The sequence below is a fragment of the Nitratidesulfovibrio sp. genome (assembly GCF_040373385.1).
Lineage (GTDB): Bacteria > Desulfobacterota > Desulfovibrionia > Desulfovibrionales > Desulfovibrionaceae > Cupidesulfovibrio.
The window spans coordinates 661,768-677,554 of sequence record NZ_JBDXXH010000002.1 but is presented as its reverse complement, the minus strand read 5'-3'; the positions used below and the strand labels follow the sequence as shown (position 1 = coordinate 677,554).

Below are 15,787 nucleotides of genomic sequence, written 5' to 3'. Positions count from 1 at the left end.
AAAACTTTTCCAAAAGTTTTCTCCCCTCTCCCCGAGGTCCATCCCAGCCTCTGTCATTCCGGAGAACATCAATGAACATCGCGTTGTTGCAGTTGAACATGGTGGTGGGCGACGTGGCGGGCAATGCGGCGCGCATCGAGGCGGCGGCGCACGAAGCGGCCGCGCGGGGTGCGGGGCTGTGCGTCACGCCGGAGCTGGCCATCTGCGGGTACCCCCCGCGCGACCTGCTGCTGCGGCGCGACTTTGTGCCTGGCTGCCGCAAGGCGCTGGAGGCGCTGGCCCTGCGGCTGAAGGATGCGCCGCCGGTGCTGGTGGGCGCGCCGGTGCCCAACCCCACGCCGGTGGGCAACCGGCTGCACAACGCGGCGGTGCTGCTGCACGAGGGCACGGTAACGGTGGCCACGCGCAAGGTGCTGTTGCCCACGTACGACGTGTTCGACGAGCGCAGGTACTTCGAGCCGGGGGTGAACTGCGGCGCGGTGACGGTGGCGGGCTGGCGGCTGGGCGTCACGGTGTGCGAGGACATCTGGAACGACAAGACGTTCTGGCAGGAACACCGCCAGTACGAGACCGACCCGGTGGCGGACCTCGGATTGGCGGGAGTCGACGTCATCATCAACCTCTCGGCCTCGCCGTTCACGCTGGGCAAGCAGGCGGTGCGCGAGCGCATGTTGTCGCGCGTGGCCTCGCGCTACCGGGTGCCGGTGCTGTACGCCAACCAGGTGGGCGGCAACGATGACCTGCTGTTCGCGGGCAAGAGCGTGGCGTTCGACGCGGTGGGACACCTTATTGCACGCGGGCGCCCGTTCGAGGAAGACACGGTGCTGGTGGACGTTGCGGCGGGCACGGGCACCATCTGCCCGGACCCGGCGGAGCCGGAGGCGCAGGTGTGGCATGCGTTGGTCATGGGCACCCGCGACTATGCCCGCAAGTGCGGGTTCACCGGCGCGGTGCTGGGCCTTTCCGGCGGGGTGGATTCGGCACTGGTGGCGGCTGTCGGGGCAGAGGCGCTGGGGCCGGAGAACGTGCGGGCGTTGCTGATGCCCTCGCCCCATTCCAGCGAAGGCAGCGTGACCGATGCGCTGGCCGTGGCCCGTAATCTGGGCCTGCCTGCTGACACGGTACATACGGTGCCCATCGGCCCGCTGATGGCGGGCTTCGACGCGGCGCTGGCGCCGGTGTTCGGCGCGCTGGGCCGCACCGAGCGCAACGTGACCGAGGAAAACATCCAGTCGCGCATCCGGGGCAACCTGCTGATGGCCGTTTCCAACAAGTCGGGCGCGGTGCTGCTGACCACTGGCAACAAGTCGGAGCTGGCCGTGGGCTACTGCACCATCTACGGCGACATGGCCGGGGGACTTGCGGTCATCGCCGACGTGCCCAAGACGCTGGTGTACCGGGTGTGCCGCTGGCGCAATGCGCAGGCCGGGTACGACCTGATCCCCGCGGCCATTCTGGACAAGGCCCCCTCGGCGGAGTTGCGGCCCGACCAGAAGGATACCGACAGCCTGCCCCCGTACGAGGTGCTGGACGCCATCCTGGAGCGTAGCGTGGTGCACCACATGGACCGCAACGCCGTGGTGGCCGAAGGCTTCGACCCCGCCGTGGTGGACAACGTGCTGCGGCTGGTGCGCATTTCCGAATTCAAGCGGCGGCAGGCCGCGCCCGGCCTGAAGGTGACCGACCGCGCCTTCGGTACCGGCTGGCGCATGCCCGTGGCAAGCCGGTTGGTGTTGGAGTGACAGGTGGTTGAATAAAACAGGTTTATTCGCAGCGTGTAGGGTCAGCTATAGCTTTTTTATATTTCGAGACCCAAAACGAACTTTTGTTTTCATCCCAAGCTGTGATTGATGTGCTATTCGCTGATGTTTCGTTGAATTCTATTATTAATATAACGTTTCCTGCCGACCATCCAGGGACTTCAATTTTGGCGTTACCATATTTTTTGTTTTTTGAATCTAGTGTTACAGCTACAATGTTTCCGCATTTTGCGCTAAACATGTATATGTTGTGAGCAATGTCTATTAAGTTTTTTTCTTCGCGCCATGTTTCAACAAAATATTTCTCTGTTCGCAGCTCGTCCGCAGAACGGTTGGAGTAGCGTACAGCCATGCAACCAGAAAGCATCACTGTAAACAATAAATAGACGATTGCCTTCATTGCGCGACATCCAGTTTTTGTGTGTTTATGTGGTCGTCCTGATATTTATTTCGTGCTACGCCGCGAAAGATGCGCATGTCAATGACTGCCATATGGATAGCTATATAAACACATGAATCTCCAGCGTGCTACGAGCCCGGATTCCACAAGCAACATAACGTTTTCTTTTTCAATTCTCCAATCGCACCCGCTGATCATAATAGGCGGTGCTGTCGCCCATGTCGGTGGCCAGCGGGGCGATAATGGCATTGGGCGAACGGCCATGGGCCAGCCAGCCGCCGCGCGGCATGATGACCGTGCGGGGGTGGATGCCGGGCAGGGTTTGCACCTGCACGGGCATGCGGCCATGCGGCGAGGCGATGAACACGGGGCGGGCCATGTCCAGCGCGGCCAGGGCCGGGCATTCCGGCGCCACCTGTACGGTGAGCGGGGCCGCATCATCGGTCGGCTGGCGTTCGGGTAGGCCCACCTGCGAGTTGAGATGGTCCGGGGCCAGCAGGGTCAGCAGGTGCAGGGGGTAGTCGTCCTGTGCAGCGCCGTTCGGCGTGGGCGGGGCGGCACCGTTCAGGTGCAGGGCCTCGGGCAGGTGGTACCGCCCGTCCGGATGCGCGAAACGCAGGCCTTCCCAGGCCACGGCGGGACGCTTGGCTTTGGTCCAGCCCGTGGCTTTCAGTTCTTCAAGTGATACTTTAAGTTGGGGCGAACGCAGGGCCTGCCGCAGCACGTCCTCCCGGTTCGGGAAGGGAGTGGGCCGGGCCAGCCGCTCGGCCACGCCGCGCGCGATGTCGAAGTCGTGGCGTACCTCGCCGGGCATGGGACAGGCGGGCGCGGCATAGGCGATGTAGTTGTGGTAGGCGGAACCGAAGATTTCCTCGCGTTCCAGCACCAGCGCGCAGGGCAGCACCACATCGGCCCGGCTGGCGGTGTCGGTGAGAAAGGCCTCCACCACCACAGTGAAGTCGATGCCCTCCACGGCGCGGGCCAGGGCCGGGGCGTCGGGCGACTGGTTTACCGGGTTGAAGGCGTCCACCCACAGGAAGCGCACTGGCGGGGCTGCCTGCGCCAGCTCCTGCGCAAGGTGCGACAGCAGGAAGGTGCGGGCGGGCGTGCCCGCCTTCTTGCCCCACGAAAGGTCCAGGCTGCGGCCGGAGGAAATGCCGTAGTACGCCCCCCCGCCGGAAACGCCCATGTTGCCGGACAGCATGACCAGCGCGTTGATGCAACGCACGCTCTCGCCGCCGCGCAAGTAGCGTTGCAGCCCCCAGCCCAGCAGGCTGGCCGTGGGGCCGCCAGTGCCCGCCTGACCGCGCATCCACCGGCACAGGGTATCCAGGTCCGCCGGGGTGGCGTCGCAGGCGGACAGCAGATCGGATTCGCTGTGTGCCAGCAGCATGTCCCGGAAGTGCGCAAAGCCGCGCGTGTGCCCGCTGATGGCCGGGGGCACGGCATCATCGACCAGCAGGCGGCGAATGGCGGCGGCGGCCAGAAAACGGTCGCTGCCGGGGCGGATGCGGATGCGCGCATCGGTGAAGGCGTCGTTGTCGTCACCGCCGGGTGAGATGGTCAGCACCGGCACGCCGCGCTTGCGGGCATCGCGCACCATCAGCCCCAGATGCAGCGATGACCGGGCCAGATCCTTGCCCCAGTTGACGATGGCGGCGGCGTTGGCCAGGTCGTCGCTGTCGTTGTGGTCCGGCGCGCCGAAGTCGGCCTCGCAGGCGGCATCACCGGCGCCGTCGCACAGCGAGCCGCGCTTGCTGGCCGCGCCCAGGCTGTTGAAGAGATAGTTGCTGGCCTCCGCCAGTGCCCCCCGATACCCGAACCCGCGCAAGTGCAGGATGGACTGCGGCGTATCACGCAGGACGTCCAGCTTCGACGCGCACAGGGCCAGGGCCTCGTCCCAGGTGGCCGGGTGCAGCGCGCCGTCCGCGCCGCGCACCAGCGGCGTGGTGATGCGGTCGGGGCTCAGGCGGCGGGCGGCCAGCCCGCGCCCCTTGACGCAGACCACCCCGCGCGTGAACGGGTGGTCCGGGTTGCCGGAAACGCGCACGCCCCCGGTGGGGTCGTCATGCACGGACATTTCTTCGTCCGGCAGGTGCACCACCAGCGAACAGGCTCCGTGACAGTCGAGGGAACAGGCGGAAAGGCGTTGCATGCGAAACTCCGTGGGGAGCGGGTTGACGAAAGGAAAGGGCGATCTGCGGCAGTGGCTGCCCACCATCGGTGTGACGGAGCGCCGCCCGGTCATGGCCCTGCTGTGGCGCGGTCTGGGCTTGACGGGCATCGCGCCCCCCCGCACGGCCACCGTGCACCGCATGGTCAGTGGGTTCCGTGACCCCGGTCACGGAAGCGCGGCGCGGGGCGTGTCATTGACTGAGCAGCGCCCGAGTGGCCCCCGTTACCATGGAAAAAGGGCCGGATCCGGCAGCAACCGGACCCGGCCCCATCCGGTCAGGGAAAGGGCGCTGCTGGCAGCCCCTAGTTCTGGTACAGCTTGTCGCCGGAAATGACGGGGATGCCCGCCTCGTTCAGCACTTCGATGGCCTGGTCGGTGCGGTCGAAGCGGAAGATGAGCACCGCGTTGGTGCCGTTCTGCTGCACGAAGGCGTACATGTATTCCACGTTGACGCCGCGCGTGCTCAGCAGTTGCAGAATGCTGTCCAGACCGCCGGGATGGTCGGGCACTTCCACGGCCACCACCGAGGTGCGGCCCACGGTGAAGCCCTTGTCCTTCAGGGCGGCCTTGGCCTTTTCGTGGTCGTGCACGATCAGGCGCAGGATGCCGAAGTCCGAGGTGTCGGCCAGCGACAGGGCGCGGATGTTGATGCCCGCCTCGGCCAGGGTGTGGGTTACCTCGGCCAGGCGTCCGGCCTTGTTCTCGAGAAATACGGAAATCTGTTCCACTTTCATGGCGACAATCCTTTTGCGGGGTGAAGCAGGCCGGTTCGCCCTGCCGTTGCAGTCATTGAAGGTGGATACCATCCCCGGCGGGCTGTTGACAAGCCGGGGCAGCCTGACCGGTGCCGGATGCGTCATCGCCCATTGTGCTCGGCCCGGCGTACTCGGTTCTGCTTTGCTCGTCGTTGCCGAGCACGCCCAAGACCGGTTCGTCGCGAATGTGCCCCCCCCAGATGTGTCACCCGGATGTGTCACCCAGATGTGTCATCTTGATGTGTCACCCAGATGCGGCAGCCCCATCGCGAGGCTTGCGGAAGCAGGCCCCGTGGCTATATTGAACACGCACGTTGCGCGCGCCGCACTTCGCGGCCCGGCGCACGGCAAGCACCGTGGAGCATCGATGTCCAACGCCATGAATTTCGCCTTCATGCGGGAAGAACCCGCACCGCCCAACGGGCGGCGTGTCGCCATCATCGGCGCCGGGCCTTCGGGCCTTGCCGCCGCCGGGTACCTGGGGTGCCTGGGCTATCAGGTAGAGGTCTACGACAAGCTGCCCAAGCCCGGCGGCCTGATGCTGTTCGGCATTCCGGGCCACCGCATCCCGGCGGACCGCATTCAGCGCGGGGTATTCACCCTGTCGCGCAAGTTCGGGGTCAACTTCCACAACAAGACCAAGATCTGTTGCAGCGCCCCCCTGCACGAGGAAGAGGGCGACCATTTCTCCTGCGACATCCGGGGCCTTGGCGAACTGGTGGAAGAGCATGACGCCGTGATCATCTGCAGCGGCGCGTGGAAGTCGCGCAAGCTGGGCATACCCGGCGAGCAGTTGAAGGGCGTCTATTCCGGCCTGGAATTCCTGTTCCCCATCCGCGCGGTGAAGTACGCCACAAGCAATGTTTCCGTACCGCCGGTGGAAGGGCGCACCGTGGTGGTCATCGGGGCCGGACATTCGGCCATGGACGTGGCCCACAGCGCGAAAGCCCTGGGGGCGTCACGCGTGGTCATGGTGTACCGGCGCACCAAGAAGGAAGCCCCGGCGGGCAGCTACGAGGTGGACCGGCTCATCGACGCGGGCTGCGAATGGCTGGAACGGCGCACCCCGCTGCGCATCGTGGCCGATGAAACCGGCCAGCACGTGGCCGCCATCGAAATGGCCGATGCCAACACCGGCGAGACCGAAGTGCTGCCCGCCGACGTCATCGTCACCTCCATCGGCGAAATTCCCACCCCGCCGTTCCAGAAGGAACTGGGGCTGGAAAACGTGCGCAAGGGCGAGGTGCGCTGGCTGCACATGACCAGCATAGAGAACGTCTTCGTGGCGGGCGACGTGCTGACCGGCCCCAGCAAGATCGGCAAGGCGGTGTACAGCGGGCTGCGTGCCGCGCGCTCGCTGACCAACTGGCTGGACCTGAAGGCCCAGCACCGCGAAAACGAATACAATTACGACGCCGACGTCATAACGCGCCCCGGCGCCCCCAGCGAGCAGAGGTAGCGCGCCATGTCGGAATGCCACGGCAGGGGCAAGACCCTGCATATCGACTACAGCAAATGCATCGGCTGCGAAACGTGCGAGGCCGTGTGCGGCTTTCTGTACGACACGCCGCGCATCGCCATGGCCCGTACCAATGACGGCCAGATGATTCCCATCTACTGTCAGCACTGCGAACACGCCCACTGCATGAAGGTGTGCAACCGGGGTGCGCTGCTACGCGACCGTGACGGGGCAGTGGTGCTGCAACCCATGCTCTGCCGGGGCTGCGAGACGCGCAACTGCGTCATCGCCTGCCCCTATGCGGCCTTTTTCGCCACCGACCGGGGCGTGGCCGTGCGCAAGTGCGACCTGTGCGTGGGGCGGCGCGCCGTGGGCCTTGGCCCCGCCTGCGCGGAAATGTGCCCCTGCGGAGCCATCCGCTTTGCCGACCGCGACGAACTGGACGAACTGGAAACGGAAGCCTCGCGGCAGGCCCGCGACCGTGTGCTAGCGCACATCCGGCCCAAGAAGTAGCTGGCACGAAAAAACGCGAAAATCCAACGGCGGGGCGACCTTGAAGCAAGGTTGCCCCGCCGTTGCCGTTTTTGCTTGCGTTGTCCTTCTATATCCAGCAGAGCGTTGACATGAGGCTTTTGCCATACGGGTGATGTGGTGGGCGCGGTGGCGTTGGGCGTAGCCCGCAGGTATTGCAGGCGACAGTTCGACGGGACAGGATGCAAGCGGAGGTTGGCGCATGTTGTTCAAGTGGATGACGCTGGTGGCGCTGGTCGTCGGGATCCCCTGCTTCCTCGTCGGTGGGTACCTCAACGGACCCGCCGAACTGAAAATTCTGGATTTCCTGCCTCAGGACTTCAAGGATAGCGTCAACCAGAAGGCCTACGTCGCTGCATTCGCCTACGATCTGTACATTCCTTCGGAAGTGCGCCGTCAGTATTTCATCTCCACCATGCTGATGGGGATTGCACTGGTCTGTCTGGCCGTTCTGATGTTTCAGATCAACGACATTGCGGCGAAGGTGTTGGCCCCCGTGATGGGGATTGGCGTTCTCGGGGGGATGTTCTGGGAAACCCGGCGATACCTGAAAAGCACGCGGCCACGCTGACAGGGGGGGAGTCCGGGGAAAGGCAACACGCGCCTGTCCACAGAAATACACCTGTTGGAAGCACGAGTCCGGGCAGTACATGCCGGGCGCAGCAATTGACGCGCAAAAAAGAAGGGGGCCGAAGCCCCCTTTTCGCATTCGTAATCCTGCGTGCCGCGTCTACGACTTCTCGCGCAGATCGATGACGCGCTTGGCCTTGCCCTCGGAACGCTGGATGGAGCGCGGCTCCACCAGGCGCACCTTGGCGGTAACGCCCAGGAATTCCTTGATGGTCTTTTGCAACCGGGCTTCTCGGCGTTGCAGGTTCTTGATCTCGTCCGAGAAGAATTCCTCGGAAACTTCCACCTGCACCTCGATGTTGTCGAGGTTCCCCTCGCGGGTGACCAGCAACTGGTAGTGCGGGGCCAGCCCCTCGGTTTCCATCAGGATGGATTCGATCTGCGAGGGGAACACGTTCACCCCGCGGATGATCAGCATGTCGTCGCTGCGGCCCGTCACGCGGCGCATGCGCACGTGGGTGCGCCCGCAGGCGCAGGGGGTGTAGTCCAGCGAGGTGATGTCGCGGGTGCGGTAGCGCACCAGCGGAATGCCTTCCTTGGTCAGCGTGGTGATGACCAGCTCGCCGGTGGCGCCGGGGGGCAGGGCCTCGCCGCTGACCGGGTCGATGATTTCCGGCAGGAAGTGGTCTTCGTAGATGTGCATGCCGCACTTGGCTTCCACGCATTCCATGGAAACGCCGGGGCCCATGATTTCGGACAGGCCGTAGATGTTCAGGGCGTCGATGCCGAGCTTGGTCTCGATTTCCGCGCGCATTTCCTCGGTCCACGGCTCCGCGCCGAACACGCCGATGCGCAGGGGCAGTTCGCGCAGATCGATGCCCGCTTCTTCTGCCGCCTCGTGCAGGTACAGGCTGTACGAGGGGGTACAGCAGATGACCGTGGCGCCAAAGTCGCGCAGCAGCAGCACCTGGCGCTTGGTGGCCCCGCCGGACACGGGAATGACCGTGGCGCCCAGGCGTTCCGCGCCGTAGTGCGCGCCAAGGCCGCCGGTGAACAGGCCGTACCCGTAGGCGTTGTGGATGAGATCGCGGCGGGTAACCCCGGCGGCGGCCAGGCTGCGGGCCATCAGTTCGGCCCAGTTGTCCAGGTCGCGCTTGGTGTAGCCCACCACGGTGGCCTTGCCGGTGGTGCCGCTGGAGGCATGCAGCCGCACGATGGTGTCCTTGGGCACGGCGAACAGCCCGAAGGGATAGTTGTTGCGCAGGTCCTGCTTTTCGGTGAAGGGCAGCAGGGTGACGTCGGATAGCCGCTTGATGTCCGCCGGGGTCACCCCCGCCTCTTCGAACCGGCGGCGGTAGTGGGGCACGTTGGCGTAGACGCGCTCGCAGAGGTTCTTCAACCTGCGCAGTTGCAGCGCTTCCAGCTCCTCGCGCGGGAGCGTCTCGCGGTCGACGTCGAAAATCATGGGGCTCTCCTCTCTGGTTCACCGCAGGCGGTGCCGCGCGGCGCGCTGGCGCGGGCGGCCCGTGCGACACATGTCGGGCAAGGCCAACTTGTGCCCCAACTGCGGCATGTGGTCAAGGATGCCGGGCCGGTACGGGGCCTGCGCGATGCGGGCCGAGGGCAGCGGGAATGCGTGCGCAAGATGGCAAATGCAGGGGGGGGAATGACCGGGCGGACGGGGCACCCGGGGGAGCCGCGCGAACCGTTGCAAGGCCGGGCTGTTCGCTTGCGTTTGTCGGTCCGGTTTTCCCGTCATTGCTGGCCTGAGCCCTGCCGGCCCGATTCACCGAAAAGCCCAGCACACAGGCATTTGCGGAGCGGTGGGGAATGCGGTATATGAAATGTTTGGACAGTGAACCGGCAGGCCGTCCGGCCCATAGCCGTTATGCCGCCAGCCACGCTATTCCGCAGGAAACCCGCACCATGACCGTGCCGCATTCTGTCGTGCAATCACCGGATTTCGCCGCATTCACCAAATGCGTGCGCGATGCGCGCACCTGCCGCCGCTTCAGGGAAGACGCCGCCGTGCCCCTGTCCGCGCTACACGCGCTGGTGGATACGGCGCGGGTGTGCCCCAGCGGGGCCAACCGCCAGCCGTTGCGCTACGCCGTGAGCGCCGACGCCGCGCGCAATGGTGCACTGTTTCCGCACCTGCGCTGGGCCGCCTATCTCAAGGATTGGGACGGACCGGTTCCTGGCGAGCGCCCGGCGGCATACATTGCCGTGCTCTGCGACAGGAAGGGGGCGCCCACGCCGGAAATCGACCTTGGCATCGCGGCCCAGACCATTCAGTTGGGCGCGCAGGCGATGGGCCTTGGCTGCTGCATGATCGGCGCGTTCGACCGTGACGGCGTGCGAGCGGCTCTGGGGCTGGATGCGGCCCCCCATGCCGAACTGGACCTTGTGCTGGTGCTGGCGCTGGGCGTGCCCGCAGAAAGCCGCGTGCTGGACACCGTGGGCGCGGATGGCGACATCCGCTACCATCGCGACGCGGACGGCACCCACCACGTGCCCAAGCGGCCATTGGAATCCGTGCTGCTGCTGAGCCACGGCGGCAACGCACAGGACAGGAAGTAGCAGCGGCGGCCATGCGCCCCCCAGCCCCCGGACCATGCGGGGCGGGGCAAGCCGAGCGGCCCATGCAACCGCACGCCGCATTCACATGACGCCATCGGCGGACCTTCCGCCGCATGCATATGAACATACGGGCCGCGCCACGCGCGGGCCGGACCACAGGACACCGCATGAAACCCATTGAAAAGAAGTTCAAGGACATCCCCACCGCCGAGAAGGTGGCCACCTTCGTCGGCTGGCTGGAAGAAAAGAAGGGCCGCGACGTGCTGGCCCTGGACCTTGCGGGCATGAACGCCTTTGCCGAGTCCATCATCATCGTCACCGCCGGTTCCGTGCGTCACGCGCAGGGCCTGGCCGACCACGTGCTGGGCATGTGCGACGACGAAAAGATCGAATTCCTGCGCATGGAAGGCTACCAGGCCGGACAGTGGATTCTGCTCGACTGCAACGACGTGATCATCAACGTCTTCCAGCCTCCGGTACGCGAAATGTTCCGGCTGGAAAGCCTGTGGTCGGACGCGCCGGTGCTGCATGACGGGCGTGAACTGGCCCCGCCGGTGGAGGCCGCCACCACCTCGGCGGGCACCCACAGCGGCGTGCGCCGCATGGCGGGCAAGGTGGCTGGCGCTCGCGCCGCCGCCGTGACCACCAAGCGCGCGGCCACCTCGTCCGCCGATGCGGACGCGGAGGACCCCAAGCCCCGCGCGCGCAGCCGCAAACCCGCCGCGCCCAAGGGCGACGGAGAAGCCCAGTGAGCACGCCGGGTGCCGGACCGGGGCAGGGGCAGGGTCCGACCCCCACGGTACTGCTGATCCTGGACGGCTGGGGCATTGCCCCGGCCGGGCCGGGCAACGCGGTGTCGCTGGCGCGCACCCCCAACCTTGATCGGCTCACGGCGCTGCCCTCGCGCACCACGCTGGCCTGCTCCGGGCGTGACGTGGGCCTGCCCGACGGGTTCATGGGCAACTCCGAAGTTGGCCACATGAACATCGGCGCGGGGCGGGTGGTCTATCAGGACCTGACCCGCATCGACATCGCCGCAGAAAACGGCGAACTGGCGGGCAACCCCGCCCTGTGCGGCCTGCTGCAATCCATAGCCGCAAAGGGCGGGCGGCTGCACCTGATGGGCCTGCTCTCCGATGGCGGGGTGCACAGCCATATCCGCCACCTGCGCCCCCTGGTCGAAGCGGCCAGGGCCCGCAACATTCCCGTACTGATACATGCCTTTCTGGACGGGCGCGACACCTCGCCCACCAGCGGCGCGGGCTACGTGGCCGACCTGGAAGCCATTTTGCGTGACGCGGGCTGGGGGCGCATCGCCACCCTGACCGGGCGCTACTACGCCATGGACCGCGACAAGCGCTACGAGCGCAACGCGCTGGCGTGGACGGCCCTTACTGGTGTGACCGGCGGCAAGGGCACCCTGGTGGAGGCTGGCGCAGGCTCGCTGGCCGAGGCCGTACGCGCGGCCTATGCGGCGGGCGAGACCGACGAGTTCATCACCCCCCGCGTGGTCGCGCAAGACGGCGTGCCCGTGGGCCGGGTGTCCGATGGCGACGGCGTGTTCTTCTTCAATTTTCGGGCGGACCGCGCCCGCCAGCTGACCCGCGCCTTCATCGACCCCGGCTTCGACGGCTTCGACCGCGATGCCGACGGCGGCAGGCGGCCCGTGCTGTCCGGCTTCGTGACCATGACCGGCTACGACGCCAGCTTCGACGTGCCCGTGGCTTTCGGCAAGGACAACCTGGCCATGACCATCGGCGAGGTGGTCTCGTCCATGGGGCTGCGCCAACTGCGCATCGCAGAGACGGAAAAGTACGCCCACGTCACCTACTTCCTGAACTGCGGCCGCGAGGAACCCTTCCCCGGCGAGGAACGCCGCATGGTGGCATCCCCGCGCGACGTGGCCACCTACGACCTGAAGCCCGCCATGAGCGCGGTGGAGGTCACCGACCTGCTGCTGGAAGAATGGCGGCAGGGCGGCTACCACCTTGTGGTCTGCAACCTGGCCAATTGCGACATGGTGGGCCACACCGGCATCATTCCGGCGGCCATTGCCGCCGTGGAAACGGTGGATGCCTGCGTGGGCCGCATCGCAGAGGCGGTGCTGGGCGCGGGCGGGCGGCTCATCGTCACCGCCGACCACGGCAACGCGGAAGAACTGCTGGACGGTGCAGGCAACCCGCAGACCGCGCACACCACCAACCGGGTGCACTGCGTGGTGGCCGAGCGCGAGGCAGCGAACCCCGACGGCATGCGCATGCTGCGCCTGCGCGGCGACGGCAGGCTGGGGGACATCGCCCCCACCATTCTCGAACTGTGGGGCGTGGACAAGCCGGACCTGATGACCGGCACATCCCTGATTGTGCCTGACCCTGAAATGCGTGAAGACGGCGACACGGAGGCGGCATAGATGGCCGGTGACAACAGAAACGGGAACAACGGGCAGGACGGCAAGAGCCGCAAGCCCCTGAACCCCGTACGCCCCGACGGGCTGGAAGTGATCTTCTTCTACCCCTGCCCGCACTGCCGCCGCCAGGTGCCGCTGATCAGCCCCACCCAGCCCTCCATGGCCCAGTGCGATTCGTGCATGCAGCACTTTCCCATCGTGCCGGTGGACGAGCGCACCGTGCGCTTCCTGAAGGTGATGCTGGACAACGGCCGCGCCGCCATCGACCCCGACTTCGCCTAGCACGTACCGCGGGTGGACCTGCACGTCCTTCCGCCCCTCCCGTTTGCAATCGCCCGGCATGGGCATGGCGCTCAAGACGCCATGCCCATGCCGGGCGTTGTCATGACCGAAGGACTTTCGTCGGAATATGACCGCATGCCCGGCAATGCGACAGCATGACCGCGTCAAATCCAGCGTTTGCGCTGGAGCAGCATTTTCACGCCCTGCGTAAGCAGCACGTAGCCCAGCGACATGCCCGCCAGAAGAGGCCAGTAGAGCGGCGGCAGCGCCACCATGCCCAATGCGTCGGCCATGGGCGAATAGGGCAGCCACATGCCGAAGGCCATGATGCCCGTTGTGGTCAGGATCAGCGGCCAACTGGCCCGGCTCTGCACGAAGGGGATACGGCTGGTACGGATGACATGGATGATCAGCGCCTGCGTGAGGATGGATTCGACGAACCAGCCCGTCTGGAACAGCGCGGCCTTGTCCGGTGCCCAACAGTCGAAGACATGCAGCATGACGCCGAAGGTCGCGTAGTCGAACAGGGAACTGCACGGCCCGAAGAACAGGATGAACCGGGTGATGCGGTCCAGCGCCCACGGACGCGGGGCAGCCAGTTGTTCCGCATCCACCTCGTCCGTGGGAATGGGCACCTGCGAAACGTCGTAGAGCAGGTTGTTCAGCAGCACCTGAATGGGTAGCATGGGCACGTAGGGCAGGAAGGCGCTGGCCCCGAGCACGCTGAACATGTTGCCGAAATTGGAACTGGCGCTCATGCGCACGTATTTGAGGATATTGGCGAAAACCTTGCGCCCCTCGATGATGCCCTGCTCCAGCACCATCAGGCTCTTTTCCAGCAGCACGACGTCGGCGGCCTCTTTGGCGATGTCCACGGCGGTGTCCACGGAAACGCCCACGTCCGCCGCGCGCAGCGCCGGGGCATCGTTGATGCCGTCCCCCATGAAGCCCACCACGTGGCCGCGCCCCCGCAACGCGCTGATGATGCGCTGCTTGTGCGCAGGCGAAAGGCGGGCGAACAGCGTCACCTGCTCCACCTGGGACGCCAGCGCGGCATCGTCCATGGCCTCGATCTCCGCCCCCGTCAGCACGTGTTCCGTGGGCACGCCCACGTCACGGCATATCTTGCGGCTGACCATGTCGTTGTCGCCGGTGAGCACCTTGAGGGATACCCCCAACGCTTCGATGGCCCGGATGGCTGGCGCCGTGGTTTCCTTGGGTGGGTCCAGAAAGGCGATGAACCCGCGCAGTGTCAGGTCCGCCTCGTCCTTTTTCGAAAACGCGGGCCCCGACCCAGGGGCCTCAACGGTGATATCGCGATAGGCCAGCGCCAGCACCCGAAAGCCGTCGGCGCTCAATTTTTCGTAAGCAGCGTGCACGGTTGCCCGCAGCGCCTGGTCCAACTGCACCGTGGTTCCCCCGAATTCACAGAGGGTGCAGCGCTGGAAGATTTCCTCGCATGCGCCCTTGGCGATCAGGCGCACCACGTGGTCGGGCGTTTCCACCACCACGGACATGATCTTGCGCTGGAAATCGAACGGAATCTCATCGAGCTTGCGAAACTTCGGAATGCCCTGTTCCTGATGCAGCTCATGATGCGACAGCACGGCCCGGTCAAGGCCGTTCTTCAGGCCGGTCTGGAAGTGGCTGTTGGTGTAGGCCAGTGCCAGCACCGCTTCGTCTTCGTCCAGGCGCACATCAAGGTGCAGCTTCAGCACCACCTGGTCCATGGTCAGGGTGCCCGTCTTGTCGGTGCACAGGATGTCCATGGCGCCAAGGTTCTGGATGGCGTTGAGACGTTTGACGATGACGCGCTTGCGCGACATGGCCAGCGCGCCCTTTGAAAGACACACCGTCGCGATCATGGGCAGCATTTCCGGGGTAAGCCCCACGGCCACGGCCATGGCGAAAAAGAAGGCCTGATGCCAGTCGTGCTTGGTCAGCCCGTTGATGACGAACACCAAGGGCACCATGATCGCGATGAAGCGGATCATCAACCAAGTGAATCGGGTCACGCCCTTGTCGAAGCTGGTGGGCGGTGGGGCGTCCGTGATGGCGCTGGCCATGTTGCCGAGATATGTGGCGCCCCCGGTGGACACCACCACCGCCGTGGCCGTGCCGCTGCCGACGCTGGTTCCCAGAAAGCAGATGTTGCGCAGTTCAAGCGGGCTGCGGCCAGCGCCGTCCTCCACGTGATCAGATTTTTCGGCGGGCAGCGATTCACCGGTCAGGCTCGCCTGGATGACGTAGAGGTCCTTGCACGATATCAGGCGCACGTCGGCAGGAATCATGTCGCCTGCGGCCAGGTGCACGATGTCACCGGGCACCACGTGCGAAAGGGGGATTTCGCGGGGGGTGCCTTCGCGCTCCACGGTCGCCGTTACCGAAATCATGGTGCGCAACCGGGCTGCGGCGGTATCGGCCCTTGCCTCCTGCACGAAGCGAAGGCCCACGCCCAGCACGACCATGAGGCCCATGACGGTGGAGGCCCGCATGTCACCCGTGAGCGCCGACAACGCCGCCAGCACCAGCAGCAGGATAACGAGCGGATTGAGTAGTGCCTTGCCCAGCATGCGCAGGCGGGGGTGACTCCGCTCGGTGACGACGGCGTTGGCGCCGTGCAGGCGCAGGCGACGTTCGGCCTGCCCCTGCGCAAGGCCATGCGGAGTCGTCTTCAGCCGGGCCAGAAGCGCGGGGATTTCGGAACCGGAGGCGGCAACCAGTTCCGACGGCACCTGAATGCCCGTGGCAGAGGTGCGCAGACGCGCCATGTCACGCGGGATGACGGAAGCATGGCCCCTTCGCATGTACACTCCGGGAGGGAGTTGCAGGACTGTACGGACTGTCCGTCATGTACCGTATATGGT

The 15,787-nt window shown here is 65.8% G+C and carries 13 protein-coding genes; 8 read left to right on the top strand and 5 right to left on the bottom strand.

The window, feature by feature from the left end; genetic code table 11:
* Positions 1-71 precede the first annotated feature (71 nt).
* Positions 72-1,742 carry an NAD+ synthase gene (locus ABWO17_RS05975; RefSeq protein ID WP_353116635.1) on the top strand — a complete coding sequence of 557 codons (1,671 nt, stop codon included), beginning with the start codon at positions 72-74 and terminating at the stop codon, positions 1,740-1,742.
* Positions 1,743-1,764: 22 nt separating this feature from the next.
* Here ABWO17_RS05975 and ABWO17_RS05970 read toward each other — a convergent pair whose 3' ends face one another.
* From ABWO17_RS05970 to ABWO17_RS05960, 3 genes are all read right to left on the bottom strand, one after another.
* A complete protein-coding gene (locus ABWO17_RS05970; RefSeq protein ID WP_353116634.1) occupies positions 1,765-2,160 on the bottom strand; it encodes a hypothetical protein in 396 nt (131 codons plus the stop codon).
* A 169-nt stretch (positions 2,161-2,329) separates the two neighbouring features.
* A complete protein-coding gene (locus ABWO17_RS05965; protein ID WP_353116633.1) occupies positions 2,330-4,315 on the bottom strand; it encodes a molybdopterin-dependent oxidoreductase in 1,986 nt (661 codons plus the stop codon).
* A gap of 323 nt (positions 4,316-4,638) precedes the next feature.
* Entirely contained in the window at positions 4,639-5,070 is a 432-nt protein-coding gene (locus ABWO17_RS05960) for an ACT domain-containing protein (protein WP_007521890.1), read from the bottom strand.
* A gap of 388 nt (positions 5,071-5,458) precedes the next feature.
* Here ABWO17_RS05960 and ABWO17_RS05955 point away from each other — a divergent pair, with 388 nt between their 5' ends.
* The 3 genes from ABWO17_RS05955 to ABWO17_RS05945 all read left to right on the top strand — a co-directional run bounded on the left by ABWO17_RS05955 (position 5,459) and on the right by ABWO17_RS05945 (position 7,652).
* Positions 5,459-6,550, top strand: a complete 1,092-nt coding sequence (locus ABWO17_RS05955) for an FAD-dependent oxidoreductase (protein ID WP_353116632.1) — start codon at positions 5,459-5,461, stop codon at positions 6,548-6,550.
* A gap of 6 nt (positions 6,551-6,556) precedes the next feature.
* Positions 6,557-7,063, top strand: coding sequence for a 4Fe-4S dicluster domain-containing protein (locus ABWO17_RS05950; RefSeq protein ID WP_353116631.1), 507 nt, complete (start codon positions 6,557-6,559; stop codon positions 7,061-7,063).
* Between the two features lie 220 nt (positions 7,064-7,283).
* Positions 7,284-7,652: a hypothetical protein gene (locus ABWO17_RS05945; protein ID WP_353116630.1), complete on the top strand. Its 369-nt coding sequence runs from the start codon at positions 7,284-7,286 to the stop codon at positions 7,650-7,652.
* A 159-nt stretch (positions 7,653-7,811) separates the two neighbouring features.
* Here the strand turns inward: ABWO17_RS05945 and ABWO17_RS05940 are convergent, their stop codons facing one another.
* On the bottom strand, positions 7,812-9,116 hold the full coding sequence (locus ABWO17_RS05940) for a phenylacetate--CoA ligase family protein (protein WP_353116629.1): 1,305 nt from the start codon (positions 9,114-9,116) through the stop codon (positions 7,812-7,814).
* 461 nt (positions 9,117-9,577) lie between these two features.
* Here ABWO17_RS05940 and ABWO17_RS05935 point away from each other — a divergent pair, with 461 nt between their 5' ends.
* The 4 genes from ABWO17_RS05935 to ABWO17_RS05920 all read left to right on the top strand — a co-directional run bounded on the left by ABWO17_RS05935 (position 9,578) and on the right by ABWO17_RS05920 (position 12,920).
* Positions 9,578-10,231: a nitroreductase family protein gene (locus ABWO17_RS05935; protein ID WP_353116628.1), complete on the top strand. Its 654-nt coding sequence runs from the start codon at positions 9,578-9,580 to the stop codon at positions 10,229-10,231.
* Positions 10,232-10,398: 167 nt separating this feature from the next.
* Positions 10,399-10,983 (top strand): ribosome silencing factor, encoded by a 585-nt coding sequence (rsfS, locus tag ABWO17_RS05930; RefSeq protein WP_353116627.1) that lies wholly within the window; start codon positions 10,399-10,401, stop codon positions 10,981-10,983.
* Complete coding sequence (gpmI, locus tag ABWO17_RS05925; RefSeq protein ID WP_353116626.1) at positions 10,980-12,641, top strand: 2,3-bisphosphoglycerate-independent phosphoglycerate mutase; 1,662 nt, start codon at positions 10,980-10,982, stop codon at positions 12,639-12,641. The genes rsfS and gpmI overlap by 4 nt, the downstream gene beginning before the upstream one ends.
* On the top strand, positions 12,642-12,920 hold the full coding sequence (locus ABWO17_RS05920; RefSeq protein WP_051384265.1) for a hypothetical protein: 279 nt from the start codon (positions 12,642-12,644) through the stop codon (positions 12,918-12,920).
* A 164-nt stretch (positions 12,921-13,084) separates the two neighbouring features.
* Here ABWO17_RS05920 and mgtA read toward each other — a convergent pair whose 3' ends face one another.
* Positions 13,085-15,727 (bottom strand): magnesium-translocating P-type ATPase, encoded by a 2,643-nt coding sequence (gene mgtA / locus ABWO17_RS05915; RefSeq protein WP_353116625.1) that lies wholly within the window; start codon positions 15,725-15,727, stop codon positions 13,085-13,087.
* Between the last annotated feature and the right edge of the window lie 60 nt (positions 15,728-15,787).

Coding starts and splice junctions, on each gene's coding strand:
- ABWO17_RS05970 (WP_353116634.1), bottom strand. CDS start 2,160: ATGAAGGCAATCGTCTATTTATTGTTTACAGTGATGCTTTCTGGTTGC.
- ABWO17_RS05960 (WP_007521890.1), bottom strand. CDS start 5,070: ATGAAAGTGGAACAGATTTCCGTATTTCTCGAGAACAAGGCCGGACGC.
- ABWO17_RS05950 (WP_353116631.1), top strand. CDS start 6,557: ATGTCGGAATGCCACGGCAGGGGCAAGACCCTGCATATCGACTACAGC.
- mgtA (WP_353116625.1), bottom strand. CDS start 15,727: ATGCGAAGGGGCCATGCTTCCGTCATCCCGCGTGACATGGCGCGTCTG.
- ABWO17_RS05945 (WP_353116630.1), top strand. CDS start 7,284: ATGTTGTTCAAGTGGATGACGCTGGTGGCGCTGGTCGTCGGGATCCCC.
- ABWO17_RS05955 (WP_353116632.1), top strand. CDS start 5,459: ATGTCCAACGCCATGAATTTCGCCTTCATGCGGGAAGAACCCGCACCG.
- rsfS (WP_353116627.1), top strand. CDS start 10,399: ATGAAACCCATTGAAAAGAAGTTCAAGGACATCCCCACCGCCGAGAAG.
- ABWO17_RS05935 (WP_353116628.1), top strand. CDS start 9,578: ATGACCGTGCCGCATTCTGTCGTGCAATCACCGGATTTCGCCGCATTC.
- ABWO17_RS05975 (WP_353116635.1), top strand. CDS start 72: ATGAACATCGCGTTGTTGCAGTTGAACATGGTGGTGGGCGACGTGGCG.
- ABWO17_RS05940 (WP_353116629.1), bottom strand. CDS start 9,116: ATGATTTTCGACGTCGACCGCGAGACGCTCCCGCGCGAGGAGCTGGAA.
- ABWO17_RS05920 (WP_051384265.1), top strand. CDS start 12,642: ATGGCCGGTGACAACAGAAACGGGAACAACGGGCAGGACGGCAAGAGC.
- ABWO17_RS05965 (WP_353116633.1), bottom strand. CDS start 4,315: ATGCAACGCCTTTCCGCCTGTTCCCTCGACTGTCACGGAGCCTGTTCG.